This is a genomic window from Nonomuraea sp. CA-143628, assembly GCF_050942315.1.
Classification (GTDB): Bacteria; Actinomycetota; Actinomycetes; order Streptosporangiales; family Streptosporangiaceae; genus Nonomuraea.
This window is the reverse complement of sequence record NZ_CP192072.1, coordinates 12675335-12695444: the sequence shown is the minus strand read 5'-3', so window position 1 is coordinate 12695444 and position 20110 is coordinate 12675335. Positions and strand designations below refer to the sequence as shown.

At 68.5% G+C, this 20110-nt stretch carries 23 protein-coding genes; 9 read left to right on the top strand and 14 right to left on the bottom strand.

Annotated features, from left to right (window positions below):
* On the bottom strand, nt 1–1224 hold the full coding sequence (locus tag ACQP2T_RS57680) for a hypothetical protein (RefSeq protein WP_433513169.1): 1224 nt from the start codon (nt 1222–1224) through the stop codon (nt 1–3).
* Nucleotides 1221–1727, bottom strand: coding sequence for a SigE family RNA polymerase sigma factor (locus tag ACQP2T_RS57675; protein WP_433513168.1), 507 nt, complete (start codon nt 1725–1727; stop codon nt 1221–1223). Before ACQP2T_RS57675 ends, ACQP2T_RS57680 begins: the two co-directional genes overlap by 4 nt.
* A 125-nt stretch (nt 1728–1852) precedes the next feature.
* Here ACQP2T_RS57675 and argG point away from each other — a divergent pair, with 125 nt between their 5' ends.
* The 3 genes from argG to ACQP2T_RS57660 all read left to right on the top strand — a co-directional run bounded on the left by argG (nt 1853) and on the right by ACQP2T_RS57660 (nt 4402).
* Complete coding sequence (gene argG, locus ACQP2T_RS57670) at nt 1853–3301, top strand: argininosuccinate synthase (protein WP_358553123.1); 1449 nt, start codon at nt 1853–1855, stop codon at nt 3299–3301.
* A gap of 86 nt (nt 3302–3387) precedes the next feature.
* On the top strand, nt 3388–3768 hold the full coding sequence (locus tag ACQP2T_RS57665) for a hypothetical protein (protein WP_433513167.1): 381 nt from the start codon (nt 3388–3390) through the stop codon (nt 3766–3768).
* Nucleotides 3752–4402 carry a hypothetical protein gene (locus ACQP2T_RS57660; RefSeq protein WP_433513166.1) on the top strand — a complete coding sequence of 217 codons (651 nt, stop codon included), beginning with the start codon at nt 3752–3754 and terminating at the stop codon, nt 4400–4402. Before ACQP2T_RS57665 ends, ACQP2T_RS57660 begins: the two co-directional genes overlap by 17 nt.
* A gap of 61 nt (nt 4403–4463) precedes the next feature.
* Here the strand turns inward: ACQP2T_RS57660 and ACQP2T_RS57655 are convergent, their stop codons facing one another.
* Nucleotides 4464–4874 carry a hypothetical protein gene (locus tag ACQP2T_RS57655; protein ID WP_433513165.1) on the bottom strand — a complete coding sequence of 137 codons (411 nt, stop codon included), beginning with the start codon at nt 4872–4874 and terminating at the stop codon, nt 4464–4466.
* 164 nt (nt 4875–5038) lie between these two features.
* Here ACQP2T_RS57655 and ACQP2T_RS57650 point away from each other — a divergent pair, with 164 nt between their 5' ends.
* Nucleotides 5039–5254 (top strand): hypothetical protein, encoded by a 216-nt coding sequence (locus ACQP2T_RS57650; RefSeq protein ID WP_433513164.1) that lies wholly within the window; start codon nt 5039–5041, stop codon nt 5252–5254.
* Between the two features lie 44 nt (nt 5255–5298).
* On the opposite strand, the gene ACQP2T_RS57645 is transcribed toward ACQP2T_RS57650, so the two are convergent.
* From ACQP2T_RS57645 to ACQP2T_RS57605, 9 genes are all read right to left on the bottom strand, one after another.
* The gene (locus ACQP2T_RS57645; protein WP_433513163.1) at nt 5299–7011 is read right to left on the bottom strand and encodes a GMC oxidoreductase; all 1713 of its coding nucleotides are present in this window, start codon (nt 7009–7011) and stop codon (nt 5299–5301) included.
* A gap of 69 nt (nt 7012–7080) precedes the next feature.
* Nucleotides 7081–7485 carry a GNAT family N-acetyltransferase gene (locus ACQP2T_RS57640; protein ID WP_433513162.1) on the bottom strand — a complete coding sequence of 135 codons (405 nt, stop codon included), beginning with the start codon at nt 7483–7485 and terminating at the stop codon, nt 7081–7083.
* Between the two features lie 10 nt (nt 7486–7495).
* Complete coding sequence (locus ACQP2T_RS57635; RefSeq protein WP_433513161.1) at nt 7496–8674, bottom strand: ABC transporter permease; 1179 nt, start codon at nt 8672–8674, stop codon at nt 7496–7498.
* Entirely contained in the window at nt 8674–9351 is a 678-nt protein-coding gene (locus ACQP2T_RS57630; protein WP_433513160.1) for an ABC transporter ATP-binding protein, read from the bottom strand. Before ACQP2T_RS57630 ends, ACQP2T_RS57635 begins: the two co-directional genes overlap by 1 nt.
* Nucleotides 9344–11083 carry a peptidoglycan-binding protein gene (locus tag ACQP2T_RS57625; RefSeq protein ID WP_433513159.1) on the bottom strand — a complete coding sequence of 580 codons (1740 nt, stop codon included), beginning with the start codon at nt 11081–11083 and terminating at the stop codon, nt 9344–9346. The genes ACQP2T_RS57630 and ACQP2T_RS57625 overlap by 8 nt, the downstream gene beginning before the upstream one ends.
* A 6-nt stretch (nt 11084–11089) precedes the next feature.
* Entirely contained in the window at nt 11090–11992 is a 903-nt protein-coding gene (locus tag ACQP2T_RS57620; protein ID WP_433513158.1) for a hypothetical protein, read from the bottom strand.
* A gap of 34 nt (nt 11993–12026) precedes the next feature.
* Nucleotides 12027–12911 (bottom strand): hypothetical protein, encoded by an 885-nt coding sequence (locus ACQP2T_RS57615; RefSeq protein WP_433513157.1) that lies wholly within the window; start codon nt 12909–12911, stop codon nt 12027–12029.
* On the bottom strand, nt 12908–13258 hold the full coding sequence (locus tag ACQP2T_RS57610) for a PadR family transcriptional regulator (RefSeq protein ID WP_433513156.1): 351 nt from the start codon (nt 13256–13258) through the stop codon (nt 12908–12910). The genes ACQP2T_RS57615 and ACQP2T_RS57610 overlap by 4 nt, the downstream gene beginning before the upstream one ends.
* A 39-nt stretch (nt 13259–13297) precedes the next feature.
* Complete coding sequence (locus ACQP2T_RS57605; protein WP_433513155.1) at nt 13298–13804, bottom strand: NUDIX hydrolase; 507 nt, start codon at nt 13802–13804, stop codon at nt 13298–13300.
* A gap of 101 nt (nt 13805–13905) precedes the next feature.
* On the opposite strand from ACQP2T_RS57605, the gene ACQP2T_RS57600 reads away from it, so the two are divergent.
* Complete coding sequence (locus ACQP2T_RS57600; RefSeq protein ID WP_433513154.1) at nt 13906–14973, top strand: calcium:proton antiporter; 1068 nt, start codon at nt 13906–13908, stop codon at nt 14971–14973.
* Between the two features lie 3 nt (nt 14974–14976).
* Here ACQP2T_RS57600 and ACQP2T_RS57595 read toward each other — a convergent pair whose 3' ends face one another.
* Together ACQP2T_RS57595 and ACQP2T_RS57590 are read right to left on the bottom strand one after the other, a co-directional pair.
* Nucleotides 14977–15720: an ABC transporter permease gene (locus tag ACQP2T_RS57595; protein ID WP_433513153.1), complete on the bottom strand. Its 744-nt coding sequence runs from the start codon at nt 15718–15720 to the stop codon at nt 14977–14979.
* Nucleotides 15701–16651 carry an ATP-binding cassette domain-containing protein gene (locus ACQP2T_RS57590; RefSeq protein WP_433513152.1) on the bottom strand — a complete coding sequence of 317 codons (951 nt, stop codon included), beginning with the start codon at nt 16649–16651 and terminating at the stop codon, nt 15701–15703. Before ACQP2T_RS57590 ends, ACQP2T_RS57595 begins: the two co-directional genes overlap by 20 nt.
* Nucleotides 16652–16900: 249 nt before the next feature.
* Between ACQP2T_RS57590 and ACQP2T_RS57585 the strand changes: the two genes are divergently transcribed.
* The 4 genes from ACQP2T_RS57585 (at nt 16901) to ACQP2T_RS57570 (ending at nt 20090) form a co-directional block, all read left to right on the top strand.
* Nucleotides 16901–17911: a lysozyme gene (locus ACQP2T_RS57585; protein WP_433513151.1), complete on the top strand. Its 1011-nt coding sequence runs from the start codon at nt 16901–16903 to the stop codon at nt 17909–17911.
* 113 nt (nt 17912–18024) lie between these two features.
* Nucleotides 18025–18531: a C40 family peptidase gene (locus ACQP2T_RS57580; RefSeq protein ID WP_433513150.1), complete on the top strand. Its 507-nt coding sequence runs from the start codon at nt 18025–18027 to the stop codon at nt 18529–18531.
* A 588-nt stretch (nt 18532–19119) separates the two neighbouring features.
* Nucleotides 19120–19443 carry a DUF6247 family protein gene (locus ACQP2T_RS57575; RefSeq protein WP_433513149.1) on the top strand — a complete coding sequence of 108 codons (324 nt, stop codon included), beginning with the start codon at nt 19120–19122 and terminating at the stop codon, nt 19441–19443.
* Nucleotides 19444–19928: 485 nt separating this feature from the next.
* The gene (locus tag ACQP2T_RS57570) at nt 19929–20090 is read left to right on the top strand and encodes a DUF6444 domain-containing protein (RefSeq protein WP_433513148.1); all 162 of its coding nucleotides are present in this window, start codon (nt 19929–19931) and stop codon (nt 20088–20090) included.
* Nucleotides 20091–20110: the final 20 nt, after the last annotated feature.

The window sequence follows — 20110 nt, the reverse complement described above, 5'->3', positions numbered from 1 at the left end:
CTACCGGATCTTGGACAGATCGATCATGTACAGGTCGTCCCCGAGCGGATAGCTGAGGATTCTTCCGGTGGAATCCACCATCGGCAGCCTGATCGAATTACCCTCCGGCTTGATGCCCAGGCTGGCCGACTTGCCGCTGACCAGGTCATACAGCCCGACGCCCGCGGGCTGCGGGCCGTACGCCGAGAAGGAGAAGCGGTCTTGGGCCGGTGGTTCGAGTGTGAGAGGGTGACCGATCGCCTTTCTTTCCTGTGAGCCGTCCCGCTGCCGGTAGAAGCTCTCGCCGCTCGTGGTGGTGCCCAGGCAGACGCGCACGCCACACGAGCGGAGTTGCTCGTCGGCGTGGACGACGGCGGTGGCGGTCTCCCCGGTCTCCAGGTTTCGGATCCGTTCGAACAGCGGGCCCCCCTTCCGTTCGACCACCGGGCCCGTCTCGGGCTGGCCGCCCGGCCCCGGCGTGCCGACCCACGGCCAGCTCAGCAGGTGCATTCCGGCGCTCTCCGCGATCGGCTCCACCGTGCCGCCCCCGAGGGGAACGGTGGAGACTCCGCCCGAGCGCAGAGAGAAAACGATCTTGTCGTTGACCACCTCGAGCCCGTCGATCCCGTTGCCGTCGTCGATCTGGATCCGCTGGTCGGCGACGAGCTTCGCCTCGCCGCCCGCCAGCGGTACGGCCCAAAGGTGCGCGACCGAGTCCTCCGTCGCGGTCCACCAGGCCACGTGGCCGCCGCCCACGGCGAAGTCCGAGGCGAACGACACCGTGCCCGCGGGCCTCGGCACGTCGGCGATCTTGCGTTGGGCGGCGGTCTCCAGGTCGTAGGCGTAGATGGCCGCCGTGCTCTCGAATCCCTCCTTTGTCGTCATGAGCACCGTGCGGTCGTCGATGACCGTGGCCGGCCGCCATGCCGTCCCGCCGTACCCCTTTCCCGCGACCTTGAGCACCGCCTCCGGCCAGACCTGCTCCACGGGCTCGGCCGGCGCCTCGGCACTGACCTGCGAGGCGACGTCGCCTTGTACGGCTGTCGTGGTGTCGCCGCCACGCACTACGGCCAGCGTCCCGCCCGAGACCAGCACGACCGCCGCGGCGGCCAGCGCCATCCGGGATCGCCGCCTCCTGCGCAGGTGAACCCGTTCGAGCCGCTGGGGCAGCATCCCCGGCAGTCTGGGCGCCTGCTCGGCCGCCTGACCGAACGTCCTGCGCAGGGTCTCCTCGACCTCGTTCATCGGGCCTTCCCTCCGGTCATCGAATTCCGCTCAGTCGGTAAGGCGGAGCGCAGCTTGCTCAGCGCGCGGGCGGCCTGGCTGCGTACCGTGCCGCGGGAGATCCCGAGCACGGCGGCGATCTCCGCGTCGTCGAGCTGCTCGTAGTAGCGCAGCACCAGCACCGCGCGCTGTTTGCGTGGCAGTCCGGCCAGCGCCTGCCACATGTCGCGCTCGTCGCCGCTGGGCAGCGGATCGTGGTGCTCGCGTTCCGGCAGGTCCCAGACGAGCAACTCGCGTCGCCGCAAGCGCCACTTCGCGATGTGCAACCTGGCCATCGTGGTACGGGCGTAGCTCTCCGGGTTCTCCTTCAGGCGTAATCGCGGCCAGGCGCCACGGAGCTTCAGCAGCGCCTCCTGGACCAGGTCGGCCGCGTCATGGGGGTTCCCGGCCAGTACATAGCCGTAGCGCAGCAGCGCGTCGCCGCGTTCTGCGACGAACTCTGCGAAACGGGGATCGCCTTCCAACGGTTCTCGCCCTTCGTCGTTCTTTCACCTCCGAGAGGAGCCAGGGGCAAAAACTGTTGCACGCGAAGACCACGGCCCGCGCCGAATCTTGCATGATCATGCGAAGCAATGCATACTCTTGTCTCATGTCCAAGGTTCTCACCTCCCTGCCCACCGGCGAGCGGGTCGGCATCGCCTTCTCGGGTGGTCTCGACACCTCGGTCGCCGTCGCCTGGATGCGCGACAAGGGCGCCGTCCCGTGCACCTACACCGCCGACATCGGCCAGTACGACGAGCCCGACATCGCCTCGGTGCCCGGTCGCGCGACGGCGTACGGAGCTGAGATCGCGCGCTTGGTCGACTGCCGCGCGGCGCTGGTCGAGGAGGGCTTGGCCGCGCTGACCTGCGGCGCGTTCCACATCCGATCGGGCGGGCGGGCCTATTTCAACACCACCCCGCTCGGCCGGGCGGTCACCGGGACCCTGCTGGTCCGGGCGATGCTCGAGGACGACGTGCAGATCTGGGGCGACGGCTCGACGTTCAAGGGCAACGACATCGAGCGGTTCTACCGCTACGGTCTGCTCGCGAACCCGCACCTGCGCATCTACAAGCCCTGGCTCGACGCCGACTTCGTGTCCGAGCTGGGCGGGCGCAAGGAGATGTCGGAGTGGCTGCTGGCCCACGGCCTGCCCTATCGCGACAGCACCGAGAAGGCCTACTCGACCGATGCCAACATCTGGGGCGCCACCCACGAGGCCAAGACCCTGGAGCACCTCGACACCGGCATCGAGACCGTGGACCCGATCATGGGCGTGCGGTTCTGGGACCCCACGGTCGAGATCCCCACCGAGGACGTGACCATCGGCTTCGACCAGGGCCGCCCGGTGACGATCAACGGCAAGGAGTTCGCCACCCCGGTCGACCTGGTGATGGAGGCCAACGCGATCGGCGGCCGGCACGGCATGGGCATGTCGGACCAGATCGAGAACCGGGTGATCGAGGCCAAGAGCCGCGGCATCTACGAGGCGCCCGGGATGGCGCTGCTGCACGCGGCGTACGAACGGCTGGTCAACGCGATCCACAACGAGGACACGCTGGCGAGCTACCACAGCGAGGGACGGCGGCTCGGCAGGCTGATGTACGAGGGCCGCTGGCTCGACCCGCAGGCGCTCATGGTCCGCGAGTCGCTGCAGCGCTGGGTCGGCACGGCGGTCATCGGCGAGGTGACGCTGCGGCTGCGGCGCGGTGAGGACTACTCGATCCTCGACACCTCCGGCCCGGCTTTCAGCTACCACCCGGACAAGCTGTCGATGGAGCGTACGGAGGACTCGGCGTTCGGTCCGGTGGACCGGATCGGCCAGCTCACCATGCGCAACCTCGACATCGCCGACTCGCGCGCCAAGCTGGAGCAGTACGCCAGTCTCGGCATGCTCGGCCCCACCCATCCCGCGCTCATCGACGCCTCCCAGACGCCCTCGACCCCGCTGATCGGCGACATGCCGCAGGGCGGCGCCGAGATCATCGCCTCACGCGGCGAGGTCTCCGAGGACGAGGAGATGCTCGACCGCGCCGCGATGGAGCTCGGCAACGACTGACCGGCCTCAGGCGCACGCGGCGGCGCCGCGTGCGTTCGGCGGCTGGGCTTCCGACTTATAGGATCTTGCCGACGTACTGTCGAAAAGTGACTCCTCAGGCGCGGATGGTGATGACCTTGCCTTCGGCTACACCCGGCACAGGTGCGGATGAGTCGGCCCGGATATACGACAGGGGAGCGATCAAGAGGCTCGGCGACGCGCTTGTCGACGACACCGACGGGACCTCTCCCGTGTCACATCTGGAAGAGGCCGGCGGCTTTCCCCCGAACATGCGGCTCGGCTGGGGCGCGTTGGGTGTGCTGGGATTTCCGTTGGCTCTGGAGCACGACAAAATAGTCGCCGCCGCCGAGCGGAGGCTGGGCGACATGGCCCAATCGTTGCACGGCCATCGCGACGAGCTGTATACGGCATCCGGAAACGTGGACACCGCGGAAGTGGAGAGCATCGAGCATGTCAGACGGATTTAAGCTCCCCATTCCAGGTGGCACGCCCAGCCCGTACGAGCCCGGCGGTGGCGGCGATCTCCTGTGGATGCAGCTGACGACGCTCGGCGAATACGCCTTCGCCGCGGCCATATTGCCGGTGATGCAGAAGGCCGTGCTCCATCAAGCCCTCACGATCCCGGTGGATCCGCAGTTGCTGCACAAGGCGGCGGACGGCTGGAGTGCCATCAGCGGCAACGTGTCCGCCTCCGGTGAGTCCATGCGGGATCGGCACGACAGTGTGTCGGCGGCCAGTTGGCAGTCAATGGATCGAGCGGTTTTCGGGGAGAAGGTCGCCGAGTTCGCCATGGGCTCGCAGGCCGCCGCCACCTCGGCCCATCGTCTTTCGTTGATTCTCAGAGTGCTGGCCAACGTCTGGACCGTGTGGATCTACTTCAACTTCGCGATCGCCACTCACGTGGCGGCGGTTGCGCTCGCCGGGCTGCTCGGCGGAGGCGGCCGGATCTACGCTGAATTGGAGGCGCGTTCAGCGGCGCTCTCGATTGAGCAACGGATTCTGATCCTGCGCAACAAGGTTCTGTGGGAGCTCTTCGGATTGCTCGTGGCGTGTGGGGCCGCCTGGGGATACGACAAGACCCTCACAGACGGCCTGAAGTGACGGGTGGGGCGCCATCGCCGAATGACTCCAGCCGCCGAGCGGTCTGACGCGGGTCATCCGGTCAGTAGCCGAACTCCTTGCGCATGCGGTTCAGCTCGCCCATCGTGTCGGTCATCATTCGGTCGAAGGCTCTCTGCGCCTCTTCGACCTGCGCTCTGGCGGCTTCCGGGTCGCCGGTCGGGTTCAGGGCGTCCCCGTCGAACGAATCCGTCAGGATCTCCGACAGTTGGCGCTTGAGGTCCGTGTCGGCCTGGTGAATCGCTTGGAGTATCGCCGCGGACATCTCCTCGACGCTCATGCGCTTGGCCCGCGGGTCGATATCGAGTCTGCTCACCCCGGAGGTGGTGCACTCGACCGCGATGTGGTCGTCGGCGGTGGTGGCCCGGCCGACCGCGCCCGTGGCCCTCTCCTGCGCTTCCGTGAAACGGGCCACCCGCTTCTGTGAATCCCGCAGGAACGCGTCGACATTCATGTTCGCGAAATCACCGAAGCCAGGTGCCACCACTTGTCTTACCTCAGCTCTCTACGTGCCGCCAGGGGGATGTAGGGCATCACAATATCGAGCCGAGATCGCGTTTCGGACCGTGCCCTGACATGATCTTCGCGTATCGCTCCCCCGGGTTTGTAAGGAGACACATGTCGCGTCTACGTGCCGCACTCCTCACGACGGCCATCGCCGTCATGAGCGTCAGCGTGCTCAGCACCCCCGCTCAGGCGGCCGACTGGGTGTACATCGGCACCTTCACCACCAAGTCCAAGTGCATCGACATGGGTCAGCAGTATGTCCGGGAGGGCTTCAGCCAGTACGACTGCACAGGTAGCACCGGCTACTACCCCCTCTGGGTTCGATAGGACTCGCACGGTCGCCGTCTCCCGCAAGGGGGGCGGCGTTCCGTTCAGATCCGGTCGGCCAGCTGCCTGGCGAGGGTCAGTCCCGTGAGGACCGGGTTGACCGATCCGACCGTCGGGAACAACGACTGGTCGCAGGCATAGGCGTTCCGTACGTGATGGAAGCGGCCCACCGGATCGGTCACCGAGGTGGCCGGGTCGTCGCCCATCCACAGCGTGCCGGATTCGTGGTAGGTGGTCCCAAGCCCCCGATGCCATTCGGGGAACGGCCTGTCCAGGGGGAACGGCCGCGCGTGCCATGCGTTGTCGTACAGGTACTGGATCTGGTCCGGCGAGCCGGAGACCGCCTGGGCGATGGCGAGCGCCGCGCTGTCCATCGCCTGCCAGACCTGCTCATCCCGCGGATCGAGCGTGAGGTGCAGGTACGCGCGCGCTATCCCGTACTCGTCGACCTCGTGCGGGCTGAGATTGATCCAGCTCTTGTCCGGGTCCGGTATCTCGGTCGTCCGGTCCCCGTGCATCTCGCCGACGCAGCGCAGGGTGATGGTGATCCAGTCGGGATCGGTGTTGGCCAGTTGCCGTTCGAGCAGGTCCATGTCCGGGAGCATGCGGAACAGGAGTTCGTCGGATCCGCCCTGGCTCGTCGACGCGGTGATCTGGATGTGGAACCGGCCGGCGGGCACCAGCCCGCGCAGCAGCAGCGCGCCGGTCTGCACGTGTTCGGGCAGCGGCGGCAGCGCCGTCCGGCGGATCCGGACGGTGAAGTCGCTGCGTACGTGCGCCATCAGGTTGCGGCCCATGAGCGGTGTGGGGAACGAGCCCAGGGCGAGCCGGGTGGTCTCCACCGCGCTCGCGGCGAGGATCACGGCACAGTCGGGGGAGATCGGCAGGGACTCCGCTCGTCCGGCGGCGTCCACGTCGATCCCGGTCACCACCCCGTCGGCCGTGTGCGCCCGCAGGACGTGTGCCAGGGGCACCACGAAGAGCCGCCGGTCCGCGTCGCGTCCTCCGGAGGCGGTCACATCCTCGCGGACCGCGTCCATGAGCATCGGCAGGCTGCTGTACTTGTCGAAGCTGAACAGGCCCGACACCGGCGAGTCTCCCTGCACCGCGAGCGGCGCGACCTCGGCGCCGCGATCACCGAGGCCGGTCTCGAACCCCGGCGTCACCGCGGCGGCGCTCGCGAACGCCTCGAACAGCGTCGTACAGAGGTCTCCCGCGATGAAATCGGTCGCGGGCACGACGCCGATCTCGCTCTCCACCTCCAGATAGGTGCTCTCCAGGTACGCGGCCGTCGAGGCCGGCCAACGCCGGAGATCATCCGCCGTGAGCCGGGGGCACCAGCCGCCCCAGTAGAGGGACTTGCCGCCGGTGCAGTACGCGAGCCCGGGAAAGTCGACGTTGCCCCGCCACGGCAGCCCCCACACCAGCTCCCGGGGCACGCGTGGATCGGCGCCGGGCGCGATGGGAGCGGGGACGTTGAGCCCGATACGGCCGAGGTTCTGCACGTGCTCGGGCACCAGGTAGGGGCCGGCGTCCAGCAGCAGCACCCGCTTGCCCGGGTGCCGCCGGTAGATCTTGGTCGCGCAGTACGCCCCGTACATCCCGCCGCCGACCACCACCGCCGAGAACGGTGGCCCGCCGCTGCCCGTCGCCTCCTGCCAGGTGCTGCAGAAGAAGCGGCCGAGAACATCGAGTGAGAAACTGGTCTTCTGGACGTCCACCGGCTGCCCGGAGGGGACGAGTTCGGGGAGTGCCATGGACGAAGTAGACCCCGCGAAAGACCTTCCCGCAATCCTCCTCGCCGCCGCCTCGCCGCGCCGCGATCCTCAGAGTTGCATCAACCCCGCCGGCGTGGGGCGGAAGCCGCACTGGGCGTAGAAGCCCTCAAGATGCGGTTCGTAGTCGACGTGCAGCCACTCGGCGCCGCGCGCCTTGGCCTCGTCGGCGGCCGCGCGGACCAGGCGGACACCGAGGCCCGCCCGGCGTTCGGCGGGATGCACGGTGGTGTCCAGGATGAAGGCGTGGATGCCGCCGTCCGTGGCGACGTTCACGAAGCCGACCAGGCGGTCCGCGCGATGGGCGGCGACCCAGCAGAGGCCGCGACCGAGGATGGGGGCGAACGAGATCGGGTCGTGGCCGGGCCACGAGGCCGCGAAGAGGTCGTTGAGGTCGTGGTCGGTCAGGGGAGGGCACACGGTGAGCGTGATGCCGTCCTCGGGCGTCGGGTTCATGATCGAAAAGCTACCTGAGCGCGTCCACCGGCTCCATCCTGGCCGCCCGCAGTGCCGGGTACAGGCCGGCGAGCAGCCCGACCACGGCTCCGGCGATGGGCGCCCCGATCGCCAGCCGTACGTCCAGGAGCGGCGTCCACTGCTTGGCGGCCGAGACGGCGACGACGGCGACCACGCCGATGCTCGCGCCGATCACGCCGCCCGCGAGCCCGATCAGCGTCGACTCCAGCAGGAACTGGGCGGCGATGTGGCGGCGGGCCGCGCCCAGCGAGCGGCGCAGGCCGATCTCGGCGACGCGTTCCATCACGGTGACCAGTGTGACGTTGGCGATGCCGACCGCGCCCACCACGAGCGAGACCAGGCCGAGGATCAGGAAGAGCGCGTTGACGTCGTCCTGTGCCTGGTCGCGCGCCCTGGTGGGGCTGGGCGGGGCGACGACCTGCAACTGGTCGCCGTTGCCGGGGGAGAGCGCGTTCGGCGCCTGCCCGGCGATCAGGTCGGCGGCGCCCAGGCTGGTGTTGACCAGCACCCTGGTCACGTCACGCAGCCCGAACTGCTTGCCCACCGTGGGCGGCACGATGACGGCGGCGCTCAGGTTCCGTTCGCGGCGCAGGTCGCCGAGGATGCCGATGACGGTGTACGCGTGCTTGCCGATGAAGATCGCTGGAGCCCGGTCGAGACTGGTGACGCCGAGCATCTTGGCCGCCTGGTCGCCGAGCACGGCCACCCGGTCCGCCCGCTTGACGTGGCCGGCATCGTAGAACCTGCCCTGTACGACCCGGCCCCTGGCGGCCTCGGGCAGGCCGGTCGTGGCGGCCAGTACGGTCAGGGTCTGCGTGGTCACCCTGGCCGGGTCGACGAGGTCGTTGGAGCGGACGGACAGGTTCGAGCTGTCCTTGGTCTCGGCCACCGCCGCTGCGGAGACCACCCCGCGCAGCCTGGTCACCCGGTCGAGCGAGTCCCAGGCGACCAGCGGCACGCTCGGGCTCTCCGGTACTTCCACTGTGATGGCCGTGGCGACCAGCTCGTCGAAGCGTCCGACGATCTGGTTGCCCGCGGTGGCGGCCACGCCGAGCGTGATGACCAGTGTGGTGATGCCCAGCACGGTGCCGAGCGTGGTGAGCGCGGAGCGCACCGGCCTGGCGAGCATGCCCGCGACGGCCTCGCCGAGGAGATCCCGTACGTGCATCACGCCTCTTCCACCAGTACGCCGTCGGTGATCCGCACCCGGCGACCGGCGCGCGTGCTGACCTCCCGCTCGTGCGTGATGACCACGATCGTCAGCCCCTGCGCACGCAGCTCGTCGAACAGGTCGAGCACCGCCTCGGTGTTGCGGCTGTCGAGGTTGCCGGTGGGCTCGTCGCACAGCAGCAGGGACGGCTCGCCCATGAGGGCTCTGGCCATGGCCGCGCGCTGGCGTTCGCCGCCGGACAGCCGGTCGGGCAGGAAGCCCACGCGGTGGCCGAGCCCGACCCGCTCCAGCGCGGCCAGCGCCCGCTCTCGCCTGCCCTTGCGCGGGTGGCCGCCGTAGATCTCCGCGAGCATCACGTTCTCCACGACGGTGCGGTGGGCGAGCAGGTGGAAGGACTGGAAGACGAAGCCGATGCGGTCGCCGCGCAGCCTGGTCCGTTCGCCGTCGCGCAGGGTGGTGGTCTCGGTGCCGTCCAGGCGGTAGCCGCCCGAGCTGGGCCGGTCCAGCAGGCCCAGGACGTTGAGCAGCGTGGACTTGCCCGAGCCCGACGGGCCGACGATCGCCAGGTAGTCGCCGCGCGCCACCATGAGCGAGACGTCGTCGAGCGCGCGGACGGGCGGCTGCGCTGGGTATTCCCTGCACACTGCGGTCAGCTCGATGACCGGCTCAGGCACCGCTGACCACCACTCGGTCGCCGGCGTTGAGCGCGCCGGTGACCTCGACGTTCCCATCGGCGGTCAGGCCGGTACGGATCTCGACCTCCTTGGTCTTGTCCGTGGCGTACTCCACCTGCACCCGCGCCTTGCCGTCGGCCCCCGTGACGACCGCGGCCACCGGGACCACCAGCACCGGCTCCTTGGTCGCCCCCACGGTCACCCTGGCCGTGACCGTGGCGCCCGTCTGGCCCTTGAGCCCCTTCGCTGAGCTCGGCGTGAGCAGGACCGGTTGTGTGCCCTCGACGCCCTTCTCCTGGCCGGGCACCGTGGCCTTCTCGCCGACCGCGGTGAGCGCCGCCGGGTACGTCTTGCCCGAGTCGAGCTCGATGACCGCGCTCATGCCCGTACGCAGCAGGTCGGATTCCGCGCTCTCGACCGACCCCGTCACCATGAACGTCGAGCTGGTCACCGTGGCGATCTCCTTCTCGACGGCCTCGCCTGCCTTCACCGCGGCCTTCTGCACCCGCGCGGGCAGCTTCGGCAGGAACACGATCTCGCCCGGCGGGATCGCCGTGCCATAGGTCCGTTCGAACTCCGCCAGCAGCGACCTGGCCGCGCTCACGTCCTTGGCCGCGTTGGCCACCTTGAGCTTGGTGGGGGAGAGCCGCCGGGCCTGGCGCAGCGCCTGCTCGGCCGTGACCAGCCCGTCCTTCGCCGTGCGCTCGGCCTTGCGCAGCTCTTCGAGCAGCTTCTCGCGGGCCTGCCGCGACTCCTCCTTGATCCGGCCGTACGCCTCCTGCGCCTGGTCCAGATCGGCCCTGGCGTTGCGTACCTTCATCTCCAGCAGGCTCGTGTCCTGGGTCGGCTGCGGCGCGGCGGTGGCGGTAGGCAGGGCGGTAGAGGTGGCGGTCGGGGCGGCGGTCGGCTGATTCCTGGCCGCGGCGAGCGCCTGCTCGGCTTCGAGCAGCTTCTCCTCGGCCGCGCGTACGGTCGCGTCGGCCGTCGCCAGCTTGGCGTCGTCCTCCGGAGTGAGCCGCTGCCGCTCGGCCTCCTTCAGCGCGGCGCGCGCCGACTTCAGGTCCGCCTTGGCGTTGGTCAGCTTGACCTTCAGCGGGAGTACGTCACGCCCCTGGTCGAGCGTGTTCTTCTCGGTCGCCAGGGTTTCCTGCGCCGTCTGTACGGCCTTGCGCAACTGGTCGTGGGCCTGCCGGTCGGTCAGCGTGGGCTGCTGGGCCTCGTACCCCTTCTTCTTGTACATCCTGGTGACGGCGGCGATCGTGGCCCGGTCGAACACCCCCGAGGTGGGCCCGCCGTACCCGAGCCTGCGCAGCGCCTTCTGCAGCTGCTTGACGTCCTTGCCCTCGGTGCCGGGGCCGATCGTGCGGTGCATCGGCACGGAGCCGCGCAGCGCGAACACCGGGCGGCCGTTCACCTCCATGAACGCCGCTCCCTCTTTCAGCCTGCCCTGGCGCGGCGCCCGGGTGACCCGTTGCAGCACCGAGGTGCCGCCGACCACCCCCGCGAGGGTGATGGGCAGGGGCGAGCCGTATTCGAGCGTGCCGCTGACCACGACCGTGCTGACCAGCTTGCGGCGCTCGACCGCTGCGGTGACGAGCGACGCCTTCGGCGCGGCGCGGCGGGCGGCCTCGTCGGCAGGGGAGCGCAGGCGGGTGCTGACGACCCAGCCGGCGGCGGCGATGGCCACGACACCCGCGATGACGAAGGCGAGCAGCCTCCGGGGGGACTTCATCGGGCCTCACATACCGTATTCTTCGGCGACCCGCTGACCGGCGACGGTCTCCTTGGGCAGGTACACCGGATAGAAGTCCTTGCCGCATTCCAGATCGTCGAGGGCCGCCTTGATCTCCTTGTCCAGGTAGGGTCGGGCCTCGGCCGGGGTGAGCGTGGGGGAGTAGGTCATGGGCATCTCGCCCTCCTTGACCGGCGGCGCGACGTCGGGCACGTCGTCGAGCTGTTGCCGGCCCAGCTTGTCCTCCTGAGCGAGGAACACTTGCTGCCCCTGCCGGGCCATGGCCATCGGCGTGGTCTTGCCGATCGGGTAGCCCTTGCCCTTGAGGCAGTCGGCCATGGCGGCGGCCAGCTCGATCAGCTTGGGGTCACTGTCGACGGTCCTGGCGAGTTCCCGCTCCGAAGCCCGGTTCTGCTGGCGGAAGTAGTCGTCCATCGACTTCAAGGTCTTGCCCAGAACCTTCTTGGCCGCCTCGATCATGCAACCGTCTGTCGCCTTCCGGTAGGCCGTCGACTGGGCCTTGGACAGCGAGTTCTGGATCTGCCAGTTGGGGTTGATCTCCGGGTTGTCGGGCTTGACGGCCGGGTTCCCCATCTCCTTGGGGTAGACGTGCATCGCGAACACCCCGAACCCGTATTTTTCGCGATATTTCCGCATCGCCGGGTAGTCGCCAGCGTTGCGGGCTTTGTCATCCTCGCTGTCCTGCTTCTCCGGCTGTACGTAGGCGACATACTTGAAGCCTTTTAGCTTCATGCAGTCCGCCTTGGCCGATTCGAGCAGGTGCTTCTTGTCCTTGGCCGCCGCCGTCTGGGACGGCTGTGGCGCGTTCTCGGCGGTGCCCCCGCAGCCGCCGAGTGCGACCAGCGCGGCCATTGCCACGACAGGAGCAAGAGGGGATCTCTTGGGCATGGCAGAGGACCATACTCCGTTTAACAGAGCATGGTCAATCCAGAGCGTGCCGCCGCTGCCGGTAGGGCGCGAACGCGGTCGCCAGGGTCAGCACGAGCAGTACGCCCCAGTAGGCGAGGTGCTGCCTGGTCAGCTCGTCGCCGTGCAGGCCCAGACCGCCCGACGTGACCAGCAGGTAGATGCCCGAGGCCAGCGCCCAGCGCGGGTCACGGGCCAGGTACGCGCCCGCCACGGCCAGCCCCAGCACCACCACCTCGACGGCCATCTTGCTCAGGCTGATCGGGAGCCGGGAGTCCTCCGGCAGCAACGACGGGCCCACCCACGAGGCCGCCAGCGCCGCCACGAACCACCACCACGACCGGACCCGTGGCCGGTGCCGCCGCCAGGCCAGCACCGCCAGGCCGGACAGCACCACCCCGTAGCCCACGGCCACCTCGGTCGGGCTGCTGGTCTCGAACAGGGGACGCTCGGCGAGCGGCGACGGGTAGACCGGCAGCAGGGTGAGGTCCAAAGGCTGCCAGCCGCCGGCGATCGAGACCGCCTTGACGCCGGTGGCGAGAGTGAGCAGGAACGCCGTCCGCGTCCATCCGCGCATGACCGCCAGCAGCGCGAGCACCGACAGCAGCGTCCACAGCGGCAGCGAGCCCGCGAACGGCAGCAGCGCGGCCAGGTTCACCGCCGACACCGCCGTGACCCCGAGGTGCAGGCCGTCCGCCCATGCGGTGCCCGTCGCCTGATGGGTGATGCGGGTGCGCACGCCACCTCGGAGCAGCCCCCACGCCTCCCTGAGCACCGGGGCGGACTGTCCCGGGGTAGCGGATTCGAGCAGGACGTCGAGTAATTCGTCGCCGTGCGCCGCGCGGTACTGCCTGGGGTAGGCCAGCAGCAGCCTGCGGTAACGCCGTTCGAGCGTGGTCATGCGGTCAGGCGATGGACGAGGGAGGCGGACATGGTCGGCCGCAGGACGAGGGACGCGGCCTCCTGCATGCGTCTCGCCTCGGCTTCCACCAGCGCCTGGCCCTCGTCGGTGATCCTGAAGTAGCGCCTGTTGCGGCCGTTGACCGTCTCCTCGCGGTCCACGGCGATCACGCCTCGCTCGTTGAGCCGCTCAAGGATGCCGTACAGGGTGCCGACAGAGGGCTGGACCCGGCCGCTGGACAGCTCCTTGATCGACTTGCTGATCGCGTGTCCGTGGAGCGGTCCGCCGCGCAGCGCGGTGAGCACGAAGTACATCGGCTCGCTGACTTCTGAGGTTCCCCTGGGCATAGGGCCAGGTTAATCCGTTGAACGAAGCGTCTGCAACGGCTAGAGCGTCCGGTACGCGATCAGCCAGCTCCGCCCGGCGCACAACCGTTCCACCTCCTCGGCCGGGAGCCAGGCGGCCCGCGTACTCTCCGACCCCGGAGCGGGCCGTACGGCGGGCCCCGGCGAGTCGAGCCGCGCCTGGAACATCACCAGGTTCGTCAGCGCCTCATAGCGGTATCCATCGGGCACCGGCCCCGTCAGTTCGATCCGCAACCACGCGAAAACGGACAGCTTCTCGGGCGCCAGCACCAGCCCGGTCTCCTCGGCCAGCTCGCGGACGGCGGCGTCCACGGGGGACTCGCCGGGTTCGAGGTGGCCGCCGGGGATGTCCCAGCCGCGTCCCACCCGGTCGACGCAGGTCAGCAGCATCCTGTCGGCGTCGTCCCGTACGACGGCGAAGGCCGTGGTGATCTGGCCGGTCGGCGGCAGTCGCGAGGACAGGACGACCTCCAGCCGGTGCGCTGTCGGGATCCATGGCACGGTCTCCGTCGCGATCACTTGATCCATGGTCTATTTCACCCCAAAACGGATGACAAGGCATGATCGGTGGTAACTCCGGAAGATTGGGCAACACCCTGTATATGCTTCGTTACATAACGAGACAGTGGATGGTCGTCGTTCCCCTGCTGGCGCTCCTCGCTCTGGCCCTGGCATGGGGTCGCGAACTCCCGCTCGTCCTGGCGATCATCCTGGCCGTGCTGCTCGCCGGCGCTGTCCTGGCCGCAGTGCACCACGCCGAGGTCATCGCGCACCGGGTGGGCGAGCCGTTCGGATCGCTGGTGCTGGCCGTGGCCGTGACGGTGATCGAGGTGGCGCTGATCGTCAGCCTGATGATCTCAGGTGGCGAGCATTCGGCGTCACTGGCCCGGGACACGGTGTTCGCCGCGGTCATGATCACTTGTAACGGCATCGTCGGGTTGTCACTGCTCAGCGGAACGCTCCGGCGAAAGGTGGCGGTCTTCAACGCCGAGGGCACAGGCGGCGCGCTGGCGACGGTCGCGACGCTGAGCACGCTCAGCCTCGCGCTGCCGACGTTCACGACGAGCGCCAAGGGGCCCGCCTTCTCCGCCGCGCAACTCGGGTTCGCGGCGGTGGTGTCGCTCCTGTTGTACGGGCTGTTCGTGCTGACCCAGACCGTACGGCACCGCGACTACTTCCTGCCGGTCGCCACCGCTGGGGATGCGCCCGCCACCGCTGAGGAGCACGCGCCGCGGCCTTCGACGCGGGCCACCATGATCAGCCTCGGGCTGCTGCTGGTGGCCCTGGTGACGGTCGTCGGCCTGGCCAAGGTCGAGTCGCCGGTGATCGAGCTGGCGGTCTCGTCGGCCGGGCTGCCCCAGGCGGTGGTCGGCGTGGTGATCGCGCTGCTGGTGCTGCTGCCGGAGACCATCGCCGCCGTCCGCGCGGCCAAGCGCGACCAGATCCAGATCAGCCTCAACCTGGCCCTGGGCTCGGCGATGGCCAGCATCGGGCTGACGATCCCGGCCATCGCGGTGGCCTCGATCTGGCTGACGGGGCCGCTCGTGCTCGGCCTCGGCGCCACGCATCTGGTGCTGCTGGGGCTGACCTTCGTCGTGACGACGCTCACGGTGGTGCCGGGGCGGGCGACGCTGCTGCAGAGCGGCGTGCATCTGGTGCTGTTCGCCGCGTTCCTGTTCTTGGCGATCAGTCCTTGAAAATTACACGCCCCGGCGCATCGCCCGGTTGCCCAGCCAGAGGCCGATCGCGGCTATGAGGCAGGTGGCCGCAGTGCCGTACAGGATGGACAGGTTGGTGAGGTCGCCCGCGAAGAGGGCGCGTTCGGCCTCGACGATGTACGAGATCGGGTTGATCTGTCCGATGACCCGCAGCCACGCGGGCCCGGTCTCCACGGGGAGCAGCACCCCCGACAACAGCAGGACCGGGAAGAGCACCACCTGGGTGACCACGTAGAACAGGTTTCCGCTGGGCGCCGACTTGATCGCGAGGACGAACGAGAGCGCCCCCAGCCCGACACCGAGCACGATCAACATCGCGAGCCCGCCCAGCACGCCCGCCGGATACAGCCGGAAGCCCAGCGGGAGCGCCAGCAGGATGATCAGCACGGCCTGGCAGAACAGGACCGCCATCTCCTTCATCGTCCTGCCGACCAGCATCGCCGTACGGCTCAACGGGGTGACCATCAGCCGCTCCATCGAGCCGCCCAGCAACTCGACCAGCATGAGATAGCCCGATGACATGGGCGCCATCAGGCACATCATGACGAGAATGCCTGGCACGAACCACTGCCAAGATGAGCCCATCGCCCCATCGAGCAGCGAGCCGAACAGGATCAGGAACAGCAGCGGCTGCCCCATCGAGAACAACAGCCCGACGGGCTCGCGGAGCGCGGGGGTGATTTCGCGGGTGAAGACCGTCGCGGTGTCACGAAGGAATGTCGTCATCGGTGAGACTTCTCCCGGTAAGAGTGAGGAACACGTCGTCGAGGGTCGGGCGGGCGGTCTCGGCGGTGGCGACCTTGACGCCGTTCGCCTCCAGGGTGCGCAGATATTCGGGCAGGGCCGTGGCCGCGTTGGCGACGCGCAGCCGCACGGTCGTGCCCTCGACCTCGGCCGCCGCCTCACTGGTCATCCCGGCGGCGGTGGCCGCTTCCTGCTCCGTCACGGTGGTGATCGTGATGCGGTCTCCGGCCAGGTCGTTCTTGAGTCCTTCTGCCGTACCGTCCGCGATGATCTCGCCGTTGTCGATGATCACCACGCGTTCGGCCATGCTGTCGGCCTCTTCGAGATAGTGGGTGGTCAGGAAGAGCGTCGTGCCGTACTCCTCACGCAGCCGCAGGATGTGCGACCAGACCTCGGCGCGGCTCTTGGGGTCGAGGCCGGTGGACGGCTCGTCGAGGAAGAGCAGCCCCGGGCGGTGGACGAGGCCGAGCGCGATGTCGAGGCGACGGCGCTGGCCGCCTGACAGCGTGCCCGGCTTGCGCTGGGCCAGCGGCCGCAGTTCGAGCAGGTCGAGCAGCTCGTCGGCGCGCCTGCCCGCCTCCGCGGGGGCCAGGCCGTAGCAGCGGCCTTGGGTGACGAGTTCGTCGCGGACGCGGAAGTTCTCGCCGGCGCTGTTCTTCTGGCCGACGTACCCGATGCGGGCGCGTACGCCGGCGGGGTCGCGGGCGATGTCCCGGCCCGCCACGGTGGCGGTGCCGGAGGTGGGCGGTAGCAGGGTGGTCAGCATGCGGAGGGTGGTGGACTTGCCGGCGCCGTTCGGGCCGAGGAAGGCGACCAGCTGGCCGGCCTCCACATCGAGATCGATGCCGCGTACGGCCTCGACGGCCTCTTTCTTCAACTTGAACACTCGGGTCAGTCCCCGGGCGTGGATCATGGTCGTTCTCCTCCGGGCATGGCGAAGAAACCCCAGGTCGGGGGCTCGATTGAGGATCGGAATCAGCTTGAGCCCAGTAAAGGCGGTTTGGCAAACGTGAAAGTGACGTTCATAAACGGCTCTGACCTGCGAAAACGCCATCTCGTACACACCCTGTGGATGACCAATTTTCGGCCGCTGAAATGCGGTTTTATACCGATATAAGAATTTTCTTGCGAGGCCGCTCGGCGCTCGGCGATGATCTCCCGCGTGAAACGTCTGTTGTTGTTATTGGCGGCGGTCGCGACGGCCGGGACGACCGGCACCGCGTGGGCCGCCGACGGGGTCACCGGGGTGGATGTCAGCAACTGGACCGGGGAGATCGACTGGCCGGCCGTCGCGTCCGGCGGCGGGAAGTTCGCGTTCGTCCACGCGACCGAGGGGACCGACTACCGCAATCCCTCCTTCGACGCCCAGTACGACGGCGCGGCGGAGGCCGGACTGCTACGCGGGGCGTACCACTTCGCGCAGCCGCACGAGTCCGACGGCGCCGCCCAGGCCGACTTCTTCCTGCAGAACGGCGGGGACTGGAAGATCGACGGGCGAACGTTGCCCGGAGTGCTCGACCTGGAGGAGAACCCGTACAAGGACAAGAACGGCAAGGACGGCTGCTACGGTCTGTCGCACAAGGACATGGTCGGCTGGATCAAGTCGTTCACCGCGAAGTACCGGGAGCAGACCGGCCGCCAGGCGATCATCTACACGACCCGGGCCTGGTGGCAGACGTGCACCGGCGACTCCGGCAAGTTCGGCGCCCACCCGCTGTGGCTGGCCCGCTGGGGCGGCGATCCCGGTGAGCTGCCCAAGGGCTGGGAGCGGCACACGTTCTGGCAGTCCGCCGAGAAGGGCACGCTGGCCGGCGGCCAGAACTCCTTCAACGGCTCCGAGGGCGAACTGGCGGAGCTGGCCAACCCGCCGGCCGAGGTGACGGTCTCCGGCCTGGCCAGGAACAGGAAGACGTACACGGTCACCGTGTCCAACACGGGACCGGTCAGCGTCACGCACGTCAAGGTGTCCGGGCGCGCGTTCGGCGGCCAGCGGGTGGTGCGGGCGCCGGGTTGCGACTTCAGCGGTACGGCGGTGCGCTGCGACGTCGCCGAGCTCGGACGCGGCCAGAAGACGACACTGACCTTCACCACGAACTCGAAGACCAAGGGGAAGGGCAAGGTCGGCATACGTGTCACGGTCGGCTCGGTGAACCTCACTCTGACGGCCCGATAGACCGGGTCCGCCGGTCGGGGCCTATCGCGCTGCTCGCCGGGGCGCCCGATAAAGCAGAATAAATCCCGATGCCTAGGTTGCGAGGGTTAGCGGCGGCATCGGGATGGCGTTGGGTGGCGATCGCCCTCATCCTGCTGACCGCCACCGCGTCGGTGCCGCTCCTGCGGTTCCCCGCTCCTTCGGCGATCGTCAGAATCGCGTACGAGATCCAGCAGCGGGGCGTCGTCTACTCCTGGGGAGGCGGCCACGCTACGGATCCGGGACCGTCGAAGGGCACCTGCCTGGGCTACCGGGGAAAGACGCGCCCCTGCCCGGCGGCCAAGACTCGGGGGCTCGACTGCTCGGGTTTCACCAGGTGGGTGTACGCCCGAGCCTTCGGCGCCGACGTACTCGGCCCCGGCACCACCGACGCCCACGTACGCAGGCTGCGCCGAGTCGGCTCGGCCGAACCAGGCGACCTCGTCTTCTTCGGAAAAATCACCAAAAACACCGTTAAGACCCACCACGTAGGCGTCTATCTGGGCCACGGCAAGATGATGAACGCCCCTGAGACGGGGGCCTCGGTACGCGTCGACGACATCCGACGGATCAAGGATCTCGCGGGCTTCTACCGCTACTGACCTCAGTGTGTACCATCCGGACTACCCTGCGACGGGAGTGAGAGGAAGCCAGTAGTTGTGAGCGATGCTGGGCGCATCGATGGTGAGGTGATCCAGCGCTTGCTGTCCCAACGCGTGACAGGGTATGAGCCGCTGTCTGGATTCGCGGCCAACACGGTCGCCGCAGTGACCCTGGAGTCCGGGGCACGCGCTGTCTTCAAGGCCGCCGCCGCGCGTGAAGTCGAGGTGGAGTTATGGGCCTTGAGATCCATGTCGGAGAGGGGCGTTCCGGTCCCCGCGGTCATCGCCGGCGCGGCGGACGCGGAGATCCCTCACCTGGTGACGCGACTCGTCTCCGGTGAGCCGGGGGTCGCATCGCTCAAGGCGGCGTCGCGGGGATCATCGACTGGGCGGACTGCGGTGCCGCCAGCCCGTGGCTGGACCTGGCAGGTCGGCGATTCGCCCTGGATCAGTGATCGGATCGGGGACGGCGCGCAGCGGGGCTGCTTGCTGCCGCCGTCCCAGCAGGCGCGTAGCCTTCCGCCAACCAGAAGTGCCTGCGAGGTAGGCCAAGAGCGCATGCACAGGAATCCAGTCGAGGAGTAGTCGATGACCGCTCAACCACATGAGTCCGGCACTGACACGCCGATCGACCGGACGTTCACGGCGGTGCGTGCCGCGCTGTTTCACCCCGACGACGTCGCCGAGTTCGAAGCGGAATACGCCGAACTGACCAGTCGGCCGACCGTAGCGATGGCGGCGCTGGATGAGTTCTTGACCCGCTGGTGGCAGACTGCGATCGCGGCCAACCGCGACCGCGACGACTGGGCGCAAGTCCTCCAACTCCGCGAACAGCTCCGCCGCGGCGAGCAGGTACACACCCGTGACCTGGCCGACCTCGCCGCCCAGCGCGGCTACCCGGTGACCCGGTAGTGGCCTACACGATCGTCTTGGTCGGGAAGGTGGCCGAGGCACAGGCCGAAGCGCTCGATGATCGTGAATTCTCCGCCCTCATGGAGGTCTACGATGTGCTGCGGCTGGTACCCCACAACGGCACCAAGCTGAAGCGTGACACACAAGAAGACATCGCGATGCGCACATTTGACACACCAAGGCATCGAAGTCGTCTACTTCATCGTGGAGTCGATGGTGCAGGTCGCGGTCGTGCGAATCAACCGCCTGCCCTCCCTCGGCTGATCACCCGAAGCCAACAGACGACTCTGCGGAGTCTCTACCAAGCCGGGCGACCTTGATTCCTTCCAAGACGGCAGATTCAAGCGAATACAAACGTAGGCATTCAGTAGCTCTCGATCTTGCTGGCGTGAGGGCTGTCCGCGAGGTGCGATGATCTTTGGGCGCCGAAGACCCCGGAGCGCCGTCCGTTATATGACGAGCTGGCATCGCTGGTGGTCCGGCAGATGGCCACGATCGAGGCTCAGCGCGAGACGATCGCGAAGCTGGAAGCAACGGTGGAGCGGCTGACCGCCCAGGTCGCCGAGCTGGAACGCCGGCAGAACCGCAATTCGGGGAACTCCTCGTTACCGCCGTCCAGCGACACCTTCGTCCGTCCGGGCAAGTAGCCGCCGGTCAAGAGCGCGCT